This window comes from Streptococcus mitis (assembly GCF_002096845.1).
GTDB lineage: Bacteria > Bacillota > Bacilli > Lactobacillales > Streptococcaceae > Streptococcus > Streptococcus mitis_A.
This window is the reverse complement of record NZ_NCVK01000033.1, coordinates 10,775-31,082: the sequence shown is the minus strand read 5'-3', so window position 1 is coordinate 31,082 and position 20,308 is coordinate 10,775. Positions and strand designations below refer to the sequence as shown.

Below are 20,308 nucleotides of genomic sequence, written 5' to 3'. Positions count from 1 at the left end.
ATACACCTGTACCCATGCCGAACACAGAAGTTAAGCCCTAGAACGCCGGAAGTAGTTGGGGGTTGCCCCCTGTGAGATATGGAAGTCGCTTAGCTTTATTCCGCCATAGCTCAGTTGGTAGTAGCGCATGACTGTTAATCATGATGTCGTAGGTTCGAGTCCTACTGGCGGAGTAGATAATTAAAGGGGGTTCAGCCTCTTTTTTGTTATGTAATTAATAATCTAGGCTCTTTTTCAACTGTAGTGGGTTGAAGAAAAGCTAAGCTCGAGAAAGGACGAAATGTGTCCTTTCTTTTTTGATATTCAGAGCGATAAAAATCCTTTTTTTGAAGTTTTCAAAGTTCCGAAATCCAAAGGCATTTCGCTTGATAAGTTTAATGAGATTATTAGTCGCTTCTAATTTAGCGTTGTAAGTTGTAATATGAAGTCTCCTCAAAGTAGGTAGGAGTTGCATTTTGAACCACTTTACAAATAGGAACTATAAACTCTCCCTCTACTTTTCTTGAAACAATTGAAGTCCGCTCAAAACGCCGTCCGATAATATTTTCATAGACTTTCTCCTCTCTAGGAGTCCGTGCATCATAAGGACGATAGAGGTAGGGGTCGATTCCCGTTTCGTCAATATAGTAGATTGGAACTAGAATAGTATGTTACAACTGCTAAAAATATTTCTAGAAATTAATTTGACTTTCCTAATCGATTTGTTCATCTCTTATTTCAATTTACTAGATATGCATAGCTTTATTATAACATGCGCATTTTAAACTAAGCGACTATACAAAATTAAGCATACCATCAGCTATTATAGATAATGCAAGATTACATAGATTTGAATATCTGATAATATGCGTTTTTCTTATTTTAAGATTTTTTCCTCAGTCTCTTTTAGTATTTAACGCAGTCAATAAGGTTTTTATCAAAGTCTAATTTAGATAGTAAATTTATTTCTATTCTGTCAACTTTTCCTATTTTTTCTCTTGTTGAGGCTGGTATTTTAACAATTCAGGAGTTATTAATGATTAATTAAAATTTTTTGTTAGAATAAGATCATAAAAAGTAAAGGAGTGTATGCTTATGCTACAAAATATTTATGATCAGATGACTGATTTCTATGACAGTATCGAAGAAGAGTATGCTACTTTCTTTGATAATAGTTGGGAATGGGAAGATTTTCATTTTAAATTTTTGATTTATTATTTAGTTCGATATGGCATTGGGTGTCGTAGGGATTTTATTGTTTATCATTATCGTGTTGCTTATCGTTTGTATCTTGAAAAGATGATAATGAATCGGGGTTTTATTTCTTGTTGAGATAGTCTGAGTTAATTTCCGAACAAACTTACTTTTTTATGGCAATATAACAATAAATAGCTGGTAATTTTTCTAAAACATTTTTTAATAGTTGGAAATAGCAAATCTTTCTATTGTTTCTTCTTGATAAAAAGGCAATTTTTTCTTATAATAAATTGTAAGATATAATTGCAGGTGAGAGTCCTGCCATGTATGTGAGAAAGGAAGAGCCTGAGGGCTCAGACAAGATTATGACTTCAGTTGTTGTTGTAGGTACCCAGTGGGGTGATGAAGGTAAAGGGAAGATTACAGATTTCCTTTCAGCGAATGCAGAAGTGATTGCACGTTACCAAGGTGGTGATAATGCAGGTCACACGATTGTGATTGATGGTAAGAAGTTTAAATTGCACTTGATTCCATCTGGAATTTTCTTCCCTGAAAAAATCTCTGTCATTGGGAATGGAATGGTTGTAAATCCTAAATCTCTTGTGAAAGAGTTGAGCTATCTTCATGAGGAAGGTGTGACAACTGATAACTTACGTATTTCTGATCGTGCGCATGTTATTTTGCCTTATCATATCGAGTTAGATCGTTTGCAAGAAGAAGCTAAGGGCGACAATAAGATTGGTACTACAATTAAGGGAATTGGTCCAGCTTATATGGACAAGGCTGCTCGTGTTGGGATTCGTATTGCCGATCTTTTGGATAAAGATATTTTCCGTGAGCGTTTAGAACGTAACCTTGCTGAAAAGAATCGTCTTTTTGAAAAATTGTATGACAGTAAAGCGATTGCTTTCGATGATATTTTTGAAGAATATTACGAATATGGTCAACAAATTAAGAAGTATGTGACAGATACATCTGTCATTTTGAATGATGCGCTTGATAACGGTAAGCGTGTGCTTTTTGAAGGTGCACAAGGTGTTATGCTAGATATCGACCAAGGTACTTATCCATTTGTTACGTCATCAAATCCTGTGGCTGGTGGTGTTACGATTGGTTCTGGTGTTGGTCCAAGTAAGATTGACAAGGTTGTTGGTGTATGTAAAGCTTATACGAGTCGTGTAGGAGACGGTCCTTTCCCAACTGAGTTGTTTGATGAAGTGGGAGAACGTATCCGTGAAGTCGGTCATGAATATGGTACAACAACTGGTCGTCCACGTCGTGTGGGTTGGTTTGACTCAGTTGTGATGCGTCATAGTCGTCGTGTTTCTGGTATTACTAACCTTTCATTGAACTCTATCGATGTTTTGAGCGGTTTGGATACTGTGAAAATCTGTGTGGCCTATGATCTTGATGGTCAACGTATTGACTACTATCCAGCTAGTCTTGAGCAATTGAAACGTTGCAAGCCTATCTATGAAGAGTTGCCAGGTTGGTCAGAAGATATCACTGGAGTTCGTAATTTGGAAGATCTTCCTGAGAATGCGCGTAACTATGTTCGTCGTGTGAGCGAATTGGTTGGCGTTCGTATTTCTACTTTCTCAGTAGGTCCTGGTCGTGAACAAACAAATATTTTAGAAAGTGTTTGGTCGTAAGAGATTTTTAAGATTTGTTTAAGATAGGTCGGGTATACTATAGACAGTTACAAGAAGACCTCCTAACTTGTTGTAACAAATATCCTAAACTTTTCTTTTTCATAATAATCTCCCTATAGAGTCACCGCATTCGGTGGCTTTTTTTGTCTTGGGATTCATGATATAATAATAAAACTGACAAGTAGAAAAAGGGAAAAGAGATGAATTATACGCTTGAAGAAAAAGAAGTCTTTATGAGGGAGGCTTTGAGAGAGGCTGAGATTGCTCTGGAACACGATGAAATTCCAATTGGTTGTGTGATTGTCAAGGACGGAGAAATCATTGGTCGTGGGCATAATGCGCGTGAGGAGTTGCAGCGAGCGGTTATGCATGCGGAGATTATGGCCATAGAGAATGCGAACTTGACTGAGGAGAGCTGGCGCTTGCTGGATTGCACGCTTTTTGTGACCATTGAGCCGTGTGTCATGTGTAGTGGGGCGATTGGACTCGCCCGTATTCCAAACGTGGTCTATGGGGCTAAAAACCAGAAATTTGGCGCTGCTGGGAGTTTGTACGATATCTTGACAGATGAGCGTCTCAATCATCGTGTGGAGGTTGAAACGGGAATTTTGGAAGATGAATGCGCAGCTATTATGCAGGACTTTTTTAGAAATAGACGGAAAAAATAATTTTGCTTTTAAAATGAATAGGAATGTGATATAATAAATAGTGGAGCAACAGTTCTGCGTGAAGCGGGTCAGGGGAGGAATCCAGCAGCCCTAAGCGATTTGAATTGTGTGCTCTTTTTTTCGTGCTTTTTCCGAATAAATAAGATAGAATAATCTAGAATAAATGATAATAGAAAAGAGAAGATGATGAAAATTCGTGGTTTTGAATTGGTTTCTAGTTTTACAGATGAAAATTTATTGCCCAAGCGTGAGACAGCGCATGCGGCTGGTTACGACTTAAAGGTTGCTGTGCGTACAGTTATTGCGCCAGGAGAGATTGTATTGGTTCCGACAGGGGTTAAGGCTTATATGCAGCCAACTGAGGTTCTCTATCTCTATGATCGTTCTTCAAATCCTCGTAAGAAGGGCTTGGTTTTAATTAACTCAGTTGGGGTCATTGATGGGGATTATTATGGAAATCCTGGAAATGAAGGGCATATTTTTGCTCAGATGAAGAATATCACAGACCAAGAGGTTGTTCTTGAAGTTGGAGAACGTGTTGTCCAGGCTGTCTTTGCTCCTTTCTTAATTGCAGATGGAGATGCGGCAGACGGCGTGCGGACTGGTGGATTTGGATCGACAGGGCACTAGAATGAAGATTATCTTTGTGCGTCACGGGGAGCCAGATTATAGTATGCTTGATAAACTTGAAAATCCGCAACTCTATAGTGGTTTTGGTCGTGATTTAGCACCATTGACAGGAAAAGGCCGCAGTCTGGCAAAAGAAGTTGCTAAAACTGCATGTTTTGGAAAGGCAGAGATTATTATTTCATCGTCTGTGACGAGGGCTTTAGAAACAGCCCATTATATAGCAGTTGAAACAGGATTGGACTTATTTGTGGAGCCGTTTTTTCATGAGTGGCGTCCAGACTTAGATGGCACTAACTCTGATTTAACTAGTGTATTGGTAGCTCATGAATATTATCTAAAACATCAAGGAGGTTTATCTGAAGATTCTCCTTATCGCTATGAAACTGATCTAGAGATGCGTCATCGTTTTTTAAGAGCTTTGGAAAAATATAAAAATTATAAAACTATTATCATTGTAACTCACGGAATGCTCATGCGCCAGTTTGTGCCAAATGAGAAGATTGATTTTTGCCAAGTGATTGAGTGTGAGGTAGAGATATAGAAAGAGGTTTATCATCGCAAAGAAAAAAGCGACATTTGTATGTCAAAATTGTGGGTATAATTCCCCTAAATATCTGGGGCGTTGTCCCAACTGTAGGTCTTGGTCTTCTTTTGTAGAAGAGATTGAGGTTGCCGAGGTAAAGAATGCGCGTGTGTCCTTGACAGGTGAGAAAAGACAGAAAGAAGAAATTTGCGACCGGCTTGCTGCTTGTCTCTTCTCGTATCTTTGAGAAGCGTCGGGCTTCTTGCTTTACTAATCCAGATTTAAAAGATTTTTTAGAGGAAAACGGTGCTAAAAGCATAGAGTTTATAGGGGTAGATGGCAATGGCTGTGTTAAGGCTTCCGTTTTGGCAGCTACCAAGGAGAATTATCAGGTTTCTGTCGATTTGTCTGCTGTCGAAGTTGCCAACCAGAAGAAATTCTCTAAAACACTGAAGCAGTGGCAAGATTGCGGAATCAAGATTGGATAGTTTTATGGGGATCTTAATATGAAAATTATTTTTATCCGTCACGGGGAGCCAAATTACCGTGAGTTAGAGGAGCGTTCCTATACTGGATTCGGGATAGATTTGGCACCCTTATCTGAGAAAGGAAGACAACAAGCTCAGGAACTTTGCAAAAATCCTTTGTTTGGCTCAGCTGATATCCTGGTGTCTTCTGCAGTGACGCGAGCTTTAGAAACGGCTTTTTATGTATCCTGTGCTACTGGCCTTCCTTTGAGGGTAGAGCCATTATTGCATGAATGGCAGGTCTATGAAAGTGGCACAGATAATTTTGAAAAAGCTCGTACTATGTTTCTAGAAAATAAGGGGGAGTTACTTCCTAATAGTCCTATTCAATATGAGACAGTTACGGAAATGAAGTCTCGTTTTCTAGAATGTATGTCTAAGTATCGAGAACATCAGACTGTGGTAGTTGTTGCTCATCGAATGCTCATGCGCCAGTTTGTACCAAATGAGAAGATTGATTTTTGCCAAGTGATTGAGTGTGAATTAGAGATATAGAAAGAGGTTTATCATCGCAAAGAAAAAAGCGACATTTGTATGTCAAAATTGTGGGTATAATTCCCCTAAATATCTGGGACGTTGTCCTAACTGTGGGTCTTGGTCTTCTTTTGTAGAAGAGATTGAGGTTACCGAGGTCAAGAATGCGCGTGTGTCCTTGACAGGTGAGAAAACCAAGCCCATGAAACTGGCTGAGGTGACTTCCATCAATGTCAATCGAACTAAGACGGACATGGAGGAATTCAACCGTGTTCTTGGAGGCGGAGTGGTACCAGGGAGTCTCGTCCTGATCGGTGGGGATCCTGGGATTGGGAAATCAACCCTTCTCTTACAAGTCTCAACCCAGTTGTCCCAAGTAGGGATTGTTCTCTATGTCAGTGGGGAAGAGTCTGCCCAGCAGATTAAACTGCGAGCAGAGCGCTTGGGAGATATCGATAGCGAGTTTTATCTTTATGCAGAGACCAATATGCAGAGTGTTCGCGCAGAGGTAGAGCGCATCCAACCAGATTTCCTCATTATTGATTCAATTCAAACCATCATGTCTCCTGAGATTTCAGGGGTGCAGGGATCTGTTTCTCAGGTGCGTGAGGTGACTGCTGAGCTCATGCAGCTGGCTAAGACCAATAACATTGCCATCTTTATCGTAGGGCATGTGACCAAGGAAGGAACCTTAGCTGGGCCTCGTATGTTGGAGCATATGGTGGATACAGTGCTTTATTTTGAAGGGGAGCGCCACCATACCTTTCGTATTTTGAGAGCGGTCAAAAACCGTTTTGGTTCAACAAATGAGATTGGAATTTTTGAGATGCAGTCGGGTGGATTGGTTGAGGTCTTCAATCCGAGTCAAGTTTTCCTAGAGGAGCGTTTGGATGGGGCTACTGGCTCGTCAATCGTTGTGACCATGGAAGGAACGCGTCCGATTTTGGCGGAGGTTCAGGCTTTGGTGACACCGACCATGTTTGGAAAAGCCAAGCGTACGACGACAGGACTTGATTTTAATCGTGCGAGTCTGATCATGGCTGTTTTAGAAAAGCGTGCAGGTCTTCTCTTGCAAAATCAGGACGCCTATCTCAAATCTGCTGGGGGTGTCAAATTGGATGAACCTGCGATAGACTTGGCTGTTGCAGTGGCTATTGCTTCGAGCTACAAAGACAAGCCAACCAATCCTCAGGAATGTTTTGTAGGCGAACTGGGCTTGACAGGAGAAATTCGGCGCGTGAATCGTATCGAGCAACGTATCAATGAAGCTGCTAAACTTGGATTTACAAAAATCTATGTACCTAAGAATTCCTTGACAGGAATCACTCCGCCTAAGGAAATTCAGGTCATTGGAGTGACAACGATTCAGGAAGTTTTGAAAAAGGTATTTGCATAATCCGTGACAAATCTTCTTAAAAATGATAAGATAGGAGAAATATTTGACTATCAAATTTTCGAGGAGGGAATCGTGTCGTATTTTGAACAGTTTATGCAAGCCAATCAGGCTTATGTTGCCCTACATGGGCAGTTAAATCTGCCACTTAAACCCAAAACCAGAGTTGCCATTGTGACCTGTATGGACTCACGTTTGCACGTTGCGCAAGCTCTGGGCTTGGCACTTGGGGATGCTCATATCTTGCGGAATGCAGGTGGTCGAGTGACAGAAGACATGATTCGTTCGCTGGTTATTTCCCAGCAACAAATGGGGACAAGAGAGATTGTGGTATTGCACCATACAGACTGTGGTGCTCAGACTTTTGAAAATGGCCCTTTTCAGGAGTATTTAAAAGAGGAACTAGGTGTCGATGTGTCAGATCAGGACTTCTTGCCTTTCCAAGATATAGAGGAGAGTGTACGCGAGGATATGCAACTCCTTATCGAGTCTCCCCTAATACCAGATGATGTCATTATCTCTGGTGCTATTTACGATGTGGATACAGGAAGTATGACAGTCGTAGAATTATAAATACTTCATTTAGAAAGAAAGTGTATGAAGAAAAACAGCATTTTATTTATTTTTATTTTATTGCTCTGTATTGGTTTACAGTATGAAACCATCTACTATACGGATGGTTCGATGTCAGCTGCGGAATATAGACTAATGGGAGTTTCTATCTTTCTAGCTCTCTTTTACATGATTCCGTCTCTTTATTTCCTTTTCCGTATTGGGAAAAAATGGGAATTACCAAAGAACTCCTTGATCTTGTCTTTATTGGGAGGAATGTTCCTTTCAGGGTGGTTGTCTAGCTTTGCTAATACCTATATCCATGATTTGCTGGGCGTTCTTTTCCCAGATAGTACATTTTTAAATGCCTTTGAAAGTGCTATTGTGGCTCCTTTGGTAGAAGAACCCTTGAAATTGTTGCCACTTGTCTTTGTTTTGGCTTTGATTCCTGTCCGAAAATTAAAATCTTTGTTTTTACTAGGCATTGCTTCTGGTTTGGGATTCCAAATGATTGAGGATATTGGCTATATTCGTACGGATTTGCCAGAGGGCTTTGACTTTACTATTTCGCGAATTTTAGAGCGTATCATCTCAGGAATTGCCTCTCACTGGACTTTTTCAGGTCTGGCTGTAGTGGGTGTTTACTTGCTTTACAGAGCCTATAAAGGACAGAAGGTTGGCAAGAAACAGGGGCTTATTTTCCTAGGTTTAGCCTTAGGAACTCACTTCTTGTTTAACTCTCCTTTTGTAGAATTAGAGACAGAGTTGCCACTAGCGATTCCAGTGGTTACAGCTATTACACTCTATGGTTTTTATCAGGCTTATCGCTTTGTTGAGAAGCACAATTAGTTGATGAACTAAAATATTTTTCAAAAGAATGATGCAAGGGTACAAATATGGTGCCCTTCTTTTATTTTTGATTGAAAAATAGTGTAAAAAGCGCTACAATGGTAGATGGAAAATCTTGTGAAAAGCACAAGCGATACATATATACCGGAGGAAATCATGTCTTTTTCTGATTTAAAGCTGTTTGCCCTTTCTTCTAATAAAGAATTGGCAGAACGTGTGGCGCAGGAGATTGGGATAGAGTTGGGGAAATCAAGTGTTCGCCAATTTTCAGATGGAGAGATTCAGGTCAACATCGAAGAATCAATCCGTGGGAAACACGTCTTTATCCTACAATCAACTAGCTCGCCTGTAAATGACAATCTGCTTGAAATTTTGATTATGGTAGATGCTTTGAAGCGTGCGAGTGCAGAATCTGTCAATGTTGTCATGCCTTACTATGGGTATGCACGTCAGGATAGAAAGGCGAGAGCGCGTGAGCCAATCACTTCAAAACTTGTTGCAAATATGCTTGAAGTAGCTGGAGTGGATCGTTTATTGACCATCGACTTGCATGCTGCGCAGATTCAAGGATTCTTTGATATTCCTGTGGATCATTTGATGGGAGCTCCTCTGATTGCAGATTATTTTGAGCGTCGTGGCATGGTTGGTTCTGACTATGTGGTTGTCAGCCCAGACCATGGAGGGGTGACTCGTGCTCGTAAGTTGGCAGAATTTTTGAAAACATCTATCGCTATCATTGACAAACGTCGTAGTGTTGATAAGATGAATACCAGTGAAGTCATGAACATCATCGGTAAGGTAGAAGGCAAGACTTGTATCTTGATTGATGATATGATTGATACTGCTGGAACGATTTGTCATGCGGCAGATGCCCTTGCAGAAGCTGGTGCTGTTGAAGTATATGCAAGCTGTACGCACCCAGTTCTTTCTGGTCCTGCTATGGACAATATCCAAAAATCAGCTATTAAGAAATTGGTTGTTTTGGATACCATCTATCTGCCAGAAGAGCGTTTGATTGATAAGATTGAGCAGATTTCAATCGCTCATCTCTTGGGGGATGCTATCGTACGTATCCATGAAAAACGCCCACTTTCTCCACTTTTCAGTATTGAGAAAAAGATTTAATGACCAAGCCTGAGATGATTCTCAGGTTTTTTCATCTCTTTTCCGAATAAATAGATAGTAGCAGTGAATCTAGCAAACCTAGATTTAAAACTGTGGTATAATAAAAGGAGGAAAAGGATGATTCTAAGACATCCGGGCATCAGCCCAACCAATGATTTGGTAGCTAAGAAAATCTTTAGCAATTCAGAAATCACTTGTCAATTTATTCGCGATATGTTGGACTTACCAGCCAAAAATGTGACGATTTTGGAGGGAAGTAACATTCATGTCTTGCCATCCCTGCCCTATTCGGCGCAAGATTTCTATACCAGTATAGATGTTTTGGCAGAGTTGGACAATGGCACTCAGGTAATTATTGAAATTCAAGTTCATCATCAGAATTTTTTCATCAATCGCCTGTGGACTTACCTGTGCAGTCAGGTCAATCAAAATCTAGAAAAAATTCGTCAACGAGAAGGTGATACACACCAGAGTTACAAACATATTGCACCCGTTTATGCCATCGCTATTGTGGACAGCAATTACTTCTCAGATGATTTGGCCTTCCACAGTTTTAGTATGCGAGAGGACACGACAGGTGAAGTCTTAACCATCACCAATAATGGACAAGAACACCATCTAGTCAAGATGGCTTTCTTGGAACTAAAAAAATACAGAGAAACCAGTAAAGATAAGGTTCGCAAGCCGTGGTTGGAGTTTTTCGGCAACAAGCCCTTTACCCAACAACCTGAGCGAGCCATCAGCCAGGCAGATAAACTGCTGGACTACAAGAGCTGGTCCGAGGAGGACAGGAAAATGTTTAGTCAACTACGTATGCGTGAAGAACAGGCATTATTGGCTCATGATTATGCCTTGGAACAAGCTGAAGAAAAAGGATTAGAACGTGGTCGTGCAGAAGGTATCGAACAAGGTCTTGAACAAGGTTTAGAGCGTGGTCGTGCAGAGGGCATTGAACAGGGACTGGAGCGTGGGAAAGTTGAAGGAAGAGAAGAAGGGAAACTTTTTGCATTTCTGGATATGGTACGCCAACATGTTTTAACTTCCGAATATGCAAGTGATCAATTGGGCATGACTGTCGCTGAGTTTGAGGCGCTGTTAGAAAGGCATAAGTAAGAAATCTGTGGACAAACGTTATGTAATATGAAAATAACTAAAAAGGATAGCTAAATTTCTTGATGTAAAAGAGATTGGCTATCTTTTTTTGTTAGGACAGTTTGAACTTTTCCCTCTCTTTTCCGAATAAATAGATAGTAGCAGTGAATCTAGTAAACCTAGATTTAAAAATGTGCTATAATGAAAGGAGGAAAAGGATGATTTTAAGACATCCGGGCATTAGCCCGACTAATGACTTGGTTGCTAAGAAAATCTTTAGCAATCCAGAAATCACTTGTCAATTTATTCGCGATATGTTGGATTTACCAGCCAAAAATGTAACCATTTTGGAGGGGAGCAATATTCATGTCTTGCCATCCCTGCCTTACTCGGCTCAGGATTTTTACACTAATATAGACGTCTTGGCGGAGTTGGACAACGGTACTCAAGTAATTATTGAGATTCAAGTGCATCATCAGAATTTTTTCATCAATCGCTTGTGGGCTTATCTATGTAGTCAGGTCAATCAAAATCTTGAAAAAATTCGTCAGCGTGAAGGTGATACTCACCAGAGCTACAAACACATTGCCCCAGTATACGCTATTGCTATTGTCGATAGTAATTACTTCTCAGATGACTTGGCTTTCCACAGTTTCAGCATGCGAGAGGACACGACGGGTGAAGTCTTAACCATCACAAGTAACGGTCAAGAAAACCATTTGGTTAAGATGGCGTTCTTAGAACTAAAAAAATACAGAGAAACCAGCAAAGATGAGGTTCGCAAACCATGGTTGGAGTTTTTTGGGAATAAGCCCTTTACCCAAGAACCCGAGCGAGCCATCAGTCAAGCAGACCAACTGCTGGACTATAAAAGCTGGTCCGAGGAGGACAGGAAAATGTTTAGTCAACTACGTATGCGCGAAGAACAAGCCTTGTTAGCACAGGACTATGCCTTGGAACAAGCTGAAGAAAAAGGATTGGAGCGTGGTAAAGTTGAAGGAAGAGTTTTTGCTTTTCTAGATATGGTTCGCCAAGGTCTTTTGCCTTCTGAGGTTGCGAGTGAGCAGCTGGGCATGACTGTCGCTGAGTTTGAGGCGTTGTTGTAAGACTAGCACTAATGGACAAGAAAACCATTTGGTTAAGATGGATTTCTTAGAACTAAAAAAATACAGAGAAACCAGCAAAGATGAGGTTCGCAAGCCGTGGTTGGAGTTTTTCGGCAACAAGCCCTTTACCCAAGAACCCGAGCGAGCCATCAGCCAAGCAGACCAATTGCTAGACTATAAGAGCTGGTCCGAGGAGGACAGGAAAATGTTTAGTCAACTACGTATGCGCGAAGAACAAGCCTTGTTAGCACAGGACTATGCCTTGGAACAAGCTGAGGAAAAGGGCTTAGAACGTGGTCGCGTAGAGGGCATTGAACAGGGACTAGAACGAGAACGAGCTGAGGGTATCGAAGAGGGATTAAAAGTAGGTTTAGTAAATCTCGTTCGCCAACATCTCCTGAGTTCAGAGGTTGCTAGTGAGCAATTAGGTATGTCAGTAGCTGAGTTTGAGGCTTTATTATGAGTTCAATCTTTATATAGTAGAAAGTTTATGAAATGGCAAGTGTTATCCAAATACTTGCCGTTTTTACTTGACTTTTACAAGGGTTTGTAAGATAATACCAAGGAAGTAAGTTCTGTCTAACTATCTATATAGTTTAGATATAAAAGATATCATCTGAGGGATGAGTAGTTGCGAAATATCAACTTGGAGGCTAGAGTATTTCAGGGGGAATTTTTTCGCGAGTTAGTTTTCTTCTCCTTTTTTCGAAGAAATAGGGAAAAAGTTTAAAAAGTCGAAAAAAACTCTTGACAAATCCTGCAAATATTTATATACTGTATGGTAGTAAGATAGTCTTACGAAAAATAATATAATGAAAAACAAAGGAGATAAAACGATGAAAAAAGTTTTATTGACAAGTGCTGTTGTTTTGACAGCGTTCGGTGCCTATAATACGGTAAATGCACAAGATGTTACTGTTCCATCAGTTACAGCTAATACAAGTACTTATGTACAAACTCTTAAACAAAAAATTGAACTAGTTCGTTCTGGTTATTCATACTATAAAGCTGACGGGACAAGCGCTACGGAAGCAGCAGATACAGCAAAAGCTGATGCATTAACTGCAAAAGTTAATGCTGTACAAAGTGCTATCAATGAGTTGACGAAACTTCAGAATGAATACAAGACAGTTTATGCACGTTATCATGAAGCTTTGACGGATCGTCAAACTCGTGAGGCAAAACAAGAAGAATTAGCTGCAGCAGTTAAAACAGCTGCTGATAAACTTAACAAATTGTTGATTGATCAAGCAGCTTTTAACAATGTGAATGCTCAACTTAGAACTGAGTTTGCTACTTTGAGTGGTGATGCTACAGTCGCAGGAAGTCTTGCTGCAGCAGAACAAAACTTGGCTTCTAAAGAATCTGCTTTAGAAGCAGCTAAACAAGACTTGGCTGACTATAAAGCTCAAAATGTAACAAAATTAGCTAATGATTACGATACACAAGTTGCTACAAAAACAACAGCTGTAGATGTAGCACAAAGAGAATACAACGATGCAAAAGCTACAGTAGCTACTCGTTCAGCACGTTTAGATCAATTAGAAACTGATCTTTCTAATGCAATGGATGTTGACTATGCAACAGGTTATGCAATTCGTCAAGGTTCTAAAGAACTACGTGCTGCTCGTAAAGCACAAGCAGATAACGATGGTAAATTGGCTGCTGCTAAGAAATTGGTAGATGGTGATCCTGCAACAGGTCGTGTAGGTCTCAGAGCTGAATTGGATGCTCTTACAGGAACAGGTGCAGGAAGTATCGCTGCAGCTAAATCAACTTTAAACGCTGCAATTGGTGCAGCTAATGCTGAATTTGGTTCTATTGCTCCAGAAAAAGCAAAAGCTCTTGGATTGACATTTGAGTTGGATAAAATTAAAGCAGCTGTTGAAGAAGTTGTTGCACAAAACCCTGTAAAACCAGCAGAAAAACCAGCAGAAAAACCAGCAGCTCAAGCGGCATGGGTTCAATCAGGTGCTCGCTGGTGGTACAAACACGCTGATGGTTCTTACACAACTAACGGTTGGGAAAAAATCAACGGTACTTGGTACTACTTCGACCAAGCTGGTTGGATGGCAACTGGTTGGGTTAAAGACAATGGTACTTGGTACTACCTAAACGACAACGGTTCAATGGCAACTGGTTGGGTTAAAGATAACGGTACTTGGTACTACTTGAAATCATCAGGTGCAATGGCAACTGGTTGGTATCAAGTTGGTGGTAAATGGTACTACTCATACGCATCAGGAGCTCTTGCAGTTAACACTACTGTAGATGGTTACACTGTAAACGGCAACGGTGAATGGGTATAATCCTAATAACTAGAATATAAAACAGGAGAGGAATCTCCTGTTTTTTTGTCTTTTTGTCAGCTATAGTGGGTTGAAGAAAAGCTAAGCTCGAGAAAGGATAAATTTCGTCCTTTCTTTTTTGATATTCAGAGCGATAAAAACCCGTTTTTTTGAAGTTTTCAAAGTTCCGAAAACCAAAGGCATTTCGTTTGATAAGTTTGATGAGATTATTGGTCGCTTCTAATTTGGCGTTAGAATAGGATAATTGAAGAGCGTTGACAATTTTCTCTTTATCTTTGAGGAAGGTTTTAAAGACAGTCTGAAAAAGAGGATGAACCTCCTTTAGATTGTCTTCAATGAGTCCGAAAAATTTCTCCGGTTCCTTATTCTGAAAGTGAAAAAGCAAGAGTTGATAGAGATGATAGTGGTGTTTCAAGTCTTCTGAATAGCTCAAAAGCTTGTCTAGAATCTCTTTATTCGTTAAGTGCATACGAAAAGTAGGGCGCTAAAAACGTTTATCGCTGAGTTTACGACTATCCTGTTGAATGAGCTTCCAGTAACGTTTAATAGCCTTGTATTCATGGGATTTTCGATGAAACTGATTCATGATTTGGACACGGATACGACTCATAGCAAGGCTAAGATGTTGTATAGTGGACTGAATCTGGAGCAGGACGACACTACCTCTAAAACATTCTTATAAATTGATTTAAATTCCAAATTTTTGTCGCTACATTCCTATTTCATTTTACTATACAATGTGAAAAGCCAGCGTCTTTGGGAGCTGGCTGGTAATTTGAGCTTATAGCACTAGTACAAACCATCCGTTAGACGGCTGGTTGTGATTTAGAAGCTAGTTTTTGTCTGGCCTCTTTTATACAACTTTTTACCAATTATTTTTTAATCTAAATTATTAAAGTTGTCTAATTCTATACGTAATTTTGATTCAATATTTTCTAAATTTTTCAAAATATCACTATTATTTTCTTTAATCGTACTTGTAAGTTCTGAAACAAGATACAGTTCATCCTCTATTTTTCTTTTAAGGATTTTAGTTTGATTTTTCGTTTTCATATCTAATTCTTTTTTTATTAGAGAAATTGAAATACTCATAAATACTGAAAGAATAATTAAACAAATCAATGTTAACATGATAAGCTTTATCCAAAAAGGCCAATTCTTAACCCAATTAATGATACACTCAATCCAAACATAATCATTAAGTGGAGTAAAAAAATTTAAATTACTTTGTTCTAGTATAATTACAGCAGTATATTCCGAAATATATATGATATTAAATAGTGATTTTGTAACCGCTCCTATTTTAGTTAGTTCCTTCTTTTTCTCATTTTCAGTTTCAACCTCTATAAATTTAAAAATATTATCAATTACATAGTTTATACCAACCCCTACCCCAATTGTATAAAATGTTTTAATTGAGTCTGATAAATTTGTAACACTTCCCGTACTAATAAGCATTGTAGGAAAAATAATAAAAAATATAGCCAAAAAATAAATAAATAATCCAAATGGTTCATTTTTATAAGCATTTCTTAAAGTTTTTATTCCTATAATCGTACAAAATATAAAGTACACCAAAAAATATAAACTATAAAATAAAGTAAAGTAAAATTTTTCTGAATTATATATTGTAAGAATAAGAAGAATGAAGAAAATCAGAGTTGCAACTAAAAGAATTTTCTCATGTGAAAAAATTCTTTTATATTTTTTATTTTTCATAACATAAACCTTTCATTAATGAATGTTTAATTTAAATCGTATATAGAAATTAATTAAATGTCCATATACGATTTAAACTGCATTTCAAATTAAGACACTTCTACTTTAATCCATTACCTATTATATTTAATTTACTACTAAAAAAAGTATTGCTTTTTAGTATATAATCTTCATAACTATAGTATATATAATGTAGCACTTTATTGTTCTCGAATAAGTTTATTATCTTCTCTCAGTATTTTATTAATGTCCATAGTTTTTCCGGAACCATTTTTACCAACAATAACTGATAGGTCTTTTATATTATTAGTGTATGGACTATATTTTTAGTTCCAAGAACGCCATCTTGACTAGCTGGTTTTCCTGTCCATTGTTAGTGATAGTCTTAATCTTTCAATAGTTCTTCAAACTCAGCGACGGTCATACCTAACTGCTGGCTAGCAACCTCGGAAGTCAAAAGACCTTGACGAACGAGATTTACTAGACCTACTTTTAATCCCTCTTCGATACCCTCCGGCCTAGCAGTTTCCAAGGCATAGTCCTGCGCTAACAAGGCTTGTTCTTCACGCATACGTAGTTGACTAAACATCTTTCTGTCCTCCTCGGCCCAGCTCTTGTAGTCTAGCAGTTGGTCTGCCTGGCTAATAGCTCGCTCGGGTTGTTGAGTAAAAGGTTTGTTACCGAAAAACTCCAACCATGGCTTGCGAACCCCGTCTTTGCTGGTTTCTCTATATTTTTTTAGTTCTTATTTGAGATGCTCTTTCAATAGTTCTTCAAACTTAGCTACGGTCATACCCAATTGTTCACTCGCAAATTCGGAAGTTAAAACATGTTGACGAACCATGTCTAAGAAGGCAAAAAGTTTTCCACGTTCTAAACCCTGTTCAAGACCCTCAGATCGTCCTCGTTCAAGTCCTCGTTCAAGTCCTTGTTCAATCCCTTCAGCACGACCGCGTTCAAGACCACGCTCTAAACCTTTCTCCTCAGCTTGCTCCAAGGCATAGTCCTGTGCTAACAAGGCTTGTTCTTCACGCATACGTAGTTGACTAAACATCTTTCTGTCCTCCTCGGCCCAGCTCTTGTAGTCTAGCAGTTGGTCTGCCTGGCTGATAGCTCGCTCGGGTTGTTGAGTAAAGGGCTTATTACCGAAAAACTCCAACCACGGCTTGCGAACCTCGTCTTTGCTGGTTTCTCTGTATTTTTTTAGTTCTAAGAATGCCATCTTAACCAAATGGTTTTCTTGTCCGTTATTGGTGATGGTTAAAACTTCACCTGTCGTGTCCTCTCGCATACTAAAGCTATGAAAAGCTAGGTCATCTGAGAAATAATTACTATCCACAATTGCGATAGCGTAAACAGGTGCGATGTGTTTGTAACTCTGATGAGTATTGCCCTCTTGCTGGCGAATTTTTTCTAGGTTTTGATTGACCTGACTACATAGATAAGCCCACAAACGATTAATGAAAAAATTCTGATGATGTACCTGAATTTCAATGATTACTTGAGTGCCATTGTCCAACTCCGCCAAGACATCTATACTAGTGTAAAAATCCTGGGCCGAGTACAGCATGGAAGGCAAGACGTGAATATTACTTCCCTCCAAAATGGTCACGTTTTTTGCAGGTAAATCCAACATATCGCGGATAAATTGACAAGTGATTTCTGGATTTCTAAAAATCTTCTTAGCTACCAAGTCATTGGTCGGGCTGATGCCCGGATGACGTACAGTCATATTTCTTCTCCTTTCATTATAGCACATTTTTAAATCTAGGTTTACTAGATTCTCTGGCTCTATCTATTTATTCGGAAAAAGTATGAAAAATGCTTGGTCTGGCTCTTCCCAATGGTATTTTTTGGTGCTTTCCTTTATAATGGGTGTATGGATAAGAAAAAATTATTATTGATTGATGGGTCTTCTGTTGCTTTTCGGGCGTTTTTTGCCCTCTATCAGCAGTTGGATCGTTTTAAGAATGCGGCTGGTTTGCATACCAATGCGATTTATGGATTTCAGTTGATGTTGAGCCATTTGTTGGAGCGGGTTGAGCCAAGTCATATTTTGGTGGCTTTTGATGCGGGTAAGACGACCTTCCGTACAGAGATGTATGCGGACTATAAGGGTGGTCGGGCTAAGACTCCTGATGAGTTTCGTGAGCAATTTCCTTTCATTCGTGAGTTGCTAGATCATATGGGGATTAGTCATTATGAGTTGGCTCAGTATGAGGCGGATGATATCATTGGGACACTGGATAAACTAGCAGAGCAAGATGGTTTTGATGTTACCATTGTCAGTGGGGACAAGGACTTGATTCAGCTGACGGATGAGCATACGGTGGTTGAGATTTCCAAGAAAGGTGTGGCTGAGTTTGAGGCCTTTACACCAGATTACCTCATGGAAAAGCTGGGCATTACACCGACGCAGTTTATCGATCTTAAGGCGCTCATGGGTGATAAGTCGGATAATATCCCTGGGGTGACCAAGATTGGTGAAAAGACGGGTATCAAGCTTTTGCTGGAGCATGGTTCGCTTGAGGGGATTTATGAGAATATTGATGGGATGAAGGCTTCTAAGATGAAGGAGAATCTCATCAATGATAAGGAACAGGCTTTTTTGTCTAAAACACTGGCGACCATTGATACCAAGGCACCGATTGCGATTGGTTTGGAGGATTTGGTCTATAGTGGTCCAGATGTGGAAAATCTTGGGAAATTCTACGATGAGATGGGTTTCAAACAGCTCAAGCAGGCTTTAAATGTGTCGTCAGCTGATGTGGCTGAGAGCTTGGATTTTACTATTGTTGACCAAATCAGTCAAGATATGCTGAGTGAAGAATCTATCTTCCATTTTGAGCTTTTTGGTGAGAATTACCATACGGATGATTTGGTTGGTTTTGCTTGGTCTTGTGGAGATAAGCTTTATGCTACAGACAAGCTTGAACTTTTGCAAGAGCCGATTTTCAAGGCCTTTTTAGAAAAAACACCTCTGAGAGTTTATGACTTTAAGAAGGCTAAAGTTCTCTTGCATCGTTTGGGTGTGGATTTGCAGGCGCCTGCTTTTGACAGCCGTTTGGCTAAATACCTCCTTTCGACTGTGGAGGACAATGAAATTGCGACTATTGCTAGTCTTTATGGTCAGACTTATTTGGTTGATGATGAGACTTTCTATGGTAAGGGAGTCAAGAAGGCTATTCCTGAACGCGAGAAATTCTTGGAACACTTGGCTCGTAAACTTGCTGTTTTGGTCGAAACAGAGCCTGTTTTACTTGAAAAACTCAGTGAAAATGGTCAATTAGAGCTTCTTTATGATATGGAGCAACCTCTGGCTTTTGTCCTTGCCAAGATGGAAATTGCTGGGATTACGGTCAAGAAAGAGACCTTGCTTGAGATGCAGGCTGAAAATGAGCTTGTCATTGAAAAACTCACTCAAGAGATTTATGAACTGGCTGGTGAGGAGTTTAATATCAACTCGCCTAAGCAGTTGGGTGTGCTTCTTTTTGAAAAGTTGGGACTTCCTCTAGAGTACACTAAGAAAACCAAGACTGGATACTCGACAGCGGTGGATGTGTTGGAGCGCCTTGCTCCTATTGCTCCGATTGTTAAGAAAATTCTCGACTACCGTCAGATTGCTAAGATTCAATCGACTTATGTGATTGGCTTGCAGGACTGGATTTTGGCTGATGGCAAGATTCATACTCGCTATGTGCAGGATTTGACCCAGACTGGGCGTCTGTCTAGTGTGGATCCAAACTTGCAAAACATTCCTGTGCGTTTGGAGCAGGGCCGTCTCATTCGTAAGGCTTTTGTGCCAGAGTGGGAGGATAGTGTACTACTTAGTTCGGACTACTCACAGATTGAATTGCGCGTTTTGGCGCATATCTCTAAGGATGAGCACTTGATTAAGGCCTTCCAAGAGGGGGCAGATATCCATACTTCGACAGCCATGAGGGTCTTTGGCATTGAGCGTCCTGAGGATGTGACTGCAAACGACCGTCGCAATGCCAAGGCTGTCAACTTTGGAGTGGTTTACGGGATTTCAGACTTTGGCTTGTCTAATAATCTGGGCATTAGCCGTAAGGAAGCCAAAGCCTACATTGATACCTACTTTGAACGCTTCCCAGGCATTAAAAACTACATGGATGAAGTGGTGCGTGAGGCGCGTGATAAGGGCTATGTAGAGACCCTCTTCAAGCGTCGCCGTGAGTTGCCAGATATCAATTCGCGAAACTTTAATATTCGTGGTTTTGCGGAGCGGACAGCTATCAACTCACCTATTCAGGGTTCGGCAGCAGATATTCTCAAGATTGCCATGATTCAGCTAGATAAAGCCTTGGTTGCAGGTGATTATCAGACTAAGATGCTTCTGCAAGTGCACGATGAAATCGTCCTTGAAGTTCCTAAATCTGAATTGACAGAGATGAAAAAATTGGTCAAACAAACCATGGAAGAAGCCATTCAACTCAGTGTTCCCCTCATCGCAGATGAGAATGAAGGGGCAACCTGGTACGAGGCTAAATAA

The 20,308-nt window shown here is 39.8% G+C and carries 15 protein-coding genes, 1 tRNA gene, 1 rRNA gene, 1 other RNA gene and 7 pseudogenes; 20 read left to right on the top strand and 5 right to left on the bottom strand.

All coding sequences use genetic code 11. The features are described 5' to 3' along the window. Together rrf and B7695_RS06400 are read left to right on the top strand one after the other, a co-directional pair. A 5S ribosomal RNA gene (rrf, locus tag B7695_RS06405) occupies window positions 1–94 on the top strand; the annotation flags it as partial. Window positions 95–99: 5 nt separating this feature from the next. Further along, window positions 100–173 (top strand) — tRNA-Asn (locus B7695_RS06400). An 86-nt stretch (window positions 174–259) separates the two neighbouring features. On the opposite strand, the pseudogene B7695_RS06395 reads toward B7695_RS06400, so the two are convergent. Beyond that, window positions 260–409: pseudogene (locus B7695_RS06395) on the bottom strand (transposase); the annotation flags it as partial. Window positions 410–1,074: 665 nt separating this feature from the next. On the opposite strand from B7695_RS06395, the gene comW reads away from it, so the two are divergent. The 17 genes and pseudogenes from comW to B7695_RS11795 all read left to right on the top strand — a co-directional run. Beyond that, window positions 1,075–1,311, top strand: a complete 237-nt coding sequence (comW, locus tag B7695_RS06390; RefSeq protein WP_192855743.1) for a sigma(X)-activator ComW — start codon at window positions 1,075–1,077, stop codon at window positions 1,309–1,311. A gap of 230 nt (window positions 1,312–1,541) precedes the next feature. Continuing rightward, the gene (locus B7695_RS06385) at window positions 1,542–2,828 is read left to right on the top strand and encodes an adenylosuccinate synthase (protein WP_001832534.1); all 1,287 of its coding nucleotides are present in this window, start codon (window positions 1,542–1,544) and stop codon (window positions 2,826–2,828) included. Between the two features lie 200 nt (window positions 2,829–3,028). Next, on the top strand, window positions 3,029–3,496 hold the full coding sequence (gene tadA, locus B7695_RS06380; RefSeq protein ID WP_084890528.1) for a tRNA adenosine(34) deaminase TadA: 468 nt from the start codon (window positions 3,029–3,031) through the stop codon (window positions 3,494–3,496). A gap of 32 nt (window positions 3,497–3,528) precedes the next feature. After that, an RNA gene (ffs, locus tag B7695_RS06375) (signal recognition particle sRNA small type) lies at window positions 3,529–3,626 on the top strand. Window positions 3,627–3,682: 56 nt separating this feature from the next. Beyond that, a complete protein-coding gene (locus B7695_RS06370; protein ID WP_000701987.1) occupies window positions 3,683–4,126 on the top strand; it encodes a dUTP diphosphatase in 444 nt (147 codons plus the stop codon). A gap of 1 nt (window position 4,127) precedes the next feature. Next, the gene (locus tag B7695_RS06365; RefSeq protein ID WP_084890526.1) at window positions 4,128–4,667 is read left to right on the top strand and encodes a histidine phosphatase family protein; all 540 of its coding nucleotides are present in this window, start codon (window positions 4,128–4,130) and stop codon (window positions 4,665–4,667) included. 10 nt (window positions 4,668–4,677) lie between these two features. Further along, window positions 4,678–4,839, top strand: a pseudogene (locus B7695_RS10840) (DNA repair protein RadA); the annotation flags it as partial. Beyond that, window positions 4,835–5,137 (top strand): annotated as a pseudogene (locus tag B7695_RS06360) (isochorismatase family protein); the annotation flags it as partial. The pseudogenes B7695_RS10840 and B7695_RS06360, both read left to right, overlap by 5 nt. A gap of 18 nt (window positions 5,138–5,155) precedes the next feature. Further along, entirely contained in the window at window positions 5,156–5,671 is a 516-nt protein-coding gene (locus B7695_RS06355; protein ID WP_084890524.1) for a histidine phosphatase family protein, read from the top strand. Between the two features lie 10 nt (window positions 5,672–5,681). Further along, window positions 5,682–7,046: a DNA repair protein RadA gene (radA, locus tag B7695_RS06350; RefSeq protein ID WP_142358872.1), complete on the top strand. Its 1,365-nt coding sequence runs from the start codon at window positions 5,682–5,684 to the stop codon at window positions 7,044–7,046. 72 nt (window positions 7,047–7,118) lie between these two features. After that, complete coding sequence (locus B7695_RS06345; protein WP_004237611.1) at window positions 7,119–7,616, top strand: beta-class carbonic anhydrase; 498 nt, start codon at window positions 7,119–7,121, stop codon at window positions 7,614–7,616. A gap of 24 nt (window positions 7,617–7,640) precedes the next feature. Continuing rightward, window positions 7,641–8,444 (top strand): PrsW family intramembrane metalloprotease, encoded by an 804-nt coding sequence (locus tag B7695_RS06340; RefSeq protein WP_084890520.1) that lies wholly within the window; start codon window positions 7,641–7,643, stop codon window positions 8,442–8,444. Window positions 8,445–8,600: 156 nt separating this feature from the next. Further along, on the top strand, window positions 8,601–9,569 hold the full coding sequence (locus B7695_RS06335) for a ribose-phosphate diphosphokinase (RefSeq protein WP_000010158.1): 969 nt from the start codon (window positions 8,601–8,603) through the stop codon (window positions 9,567–9,569). A 117-nt stretch (window positions 9,570–9,686) separates the two neighbouring features. Continuing rightward, complete coding sequence (locus B7695_RS06330; RefSeq protein WP_084890518.1) at window positions 9,687–10,682, top strand: Rpn family recombination-promoting nuclease/putative transposase; 996 nt, start codon at window positions 9,687–9,689, stop codon at window positions 10,680–10,682. 197 nt (window positions 10,683–10,879) lie between these two features. After that, complete coding sequence (locus tag B7695_RS06325; RefSeq protein WP_084890516.1) at window positions 10,880–11,767, top strand: Rpn family recombination-promoting nuclease/putative transposase; 888 nt, start codon at window positions 10,880–10,882, stop codon at window positions 11,765–11,767. Between the two features lie 4 nt (window positions 11,768–11,771). Continuing rightward, window positions 11,772–12,230 (top strand): annotated as a pseudogene (locus B7695_RS11210) (Rpn family recombination-promoting nuclease/putative transposase); the annotation flags it as partial. 1,495 nt (window positions 12,231–13,725) lie between these two features. Beyond that, window positions 13,726–14,076, top strand: a pseudogene (locus B7695_RS11795) (N-acetylmuramoyl-L-alanine amidase family protein); the annotation flags it as partial. Window positions 14,077–14,157: 81 nt separating this feature from the next. On the opposite strand, the pseudogene B7695_RS06310 reads toward B7695_RS11795, so the two are convergent. The 4 genes and pseudogenes from B7695_RS06310 to B7695_RS06295 all read right to left on the bottom strand — a co-directional run. Then, a pseudogene (locus tag B7695_RS06310) lies at window positions 14,158–14,707 on the bottom strand (transposase); the annotation flags it as partial. 248 nt (window positions 14,708–14,955) lie between these two features. After that, complete coding sequence (locus tag B7695_RS06305) at window positions 14,956–15,795, bottom strand: hypothetical protein (RefSeq protein ID WP_084890512.1); 840 nt, start codon at window positions 15,793–15,795, stop codon at window positions 14,956–14,958. A 385-nt stretch (window positions 15,796–16,180) separates the two neighbouring features. Further along, window positions 16,181–16,540, bottom strand: a pseudogene (locus B7695_RS11205) (Rpn family recombination-promoting nuclease/putative transposase); the annotation flags it as partial. Continuing rightward, the gene (locus B7695_RS06295; protein WP_084890508.1) at window positions 16,541–17,527 is read right to left on the bottom strand and encodes an Rpn family recombination-promoting nuclease/putative transposase; all 987 of its coding nucleotides are present in this window, start codon (window positions 17,525–17,527) and stop codon (window positions 16,541–16,543) included. It abuts the pseudogene before it with no gap. A gap of 147 nt (window positions 17,528–17,674) precedes the next feature. On the opposite strand from B7695_RS06295, the gene polA reads away from it, so the two are divergent. Continuing rightward, on the top strand, window positions 17,675–20,308 hold the full coding sequence (polA, locus tag B7695_RS06290; RefSeq protein WP_084890532.1) for a DNA polymerase I: 2,634 nt from the start codon (window positions 17,675–17,677) through the stop codon (window positions 20,306–20,308).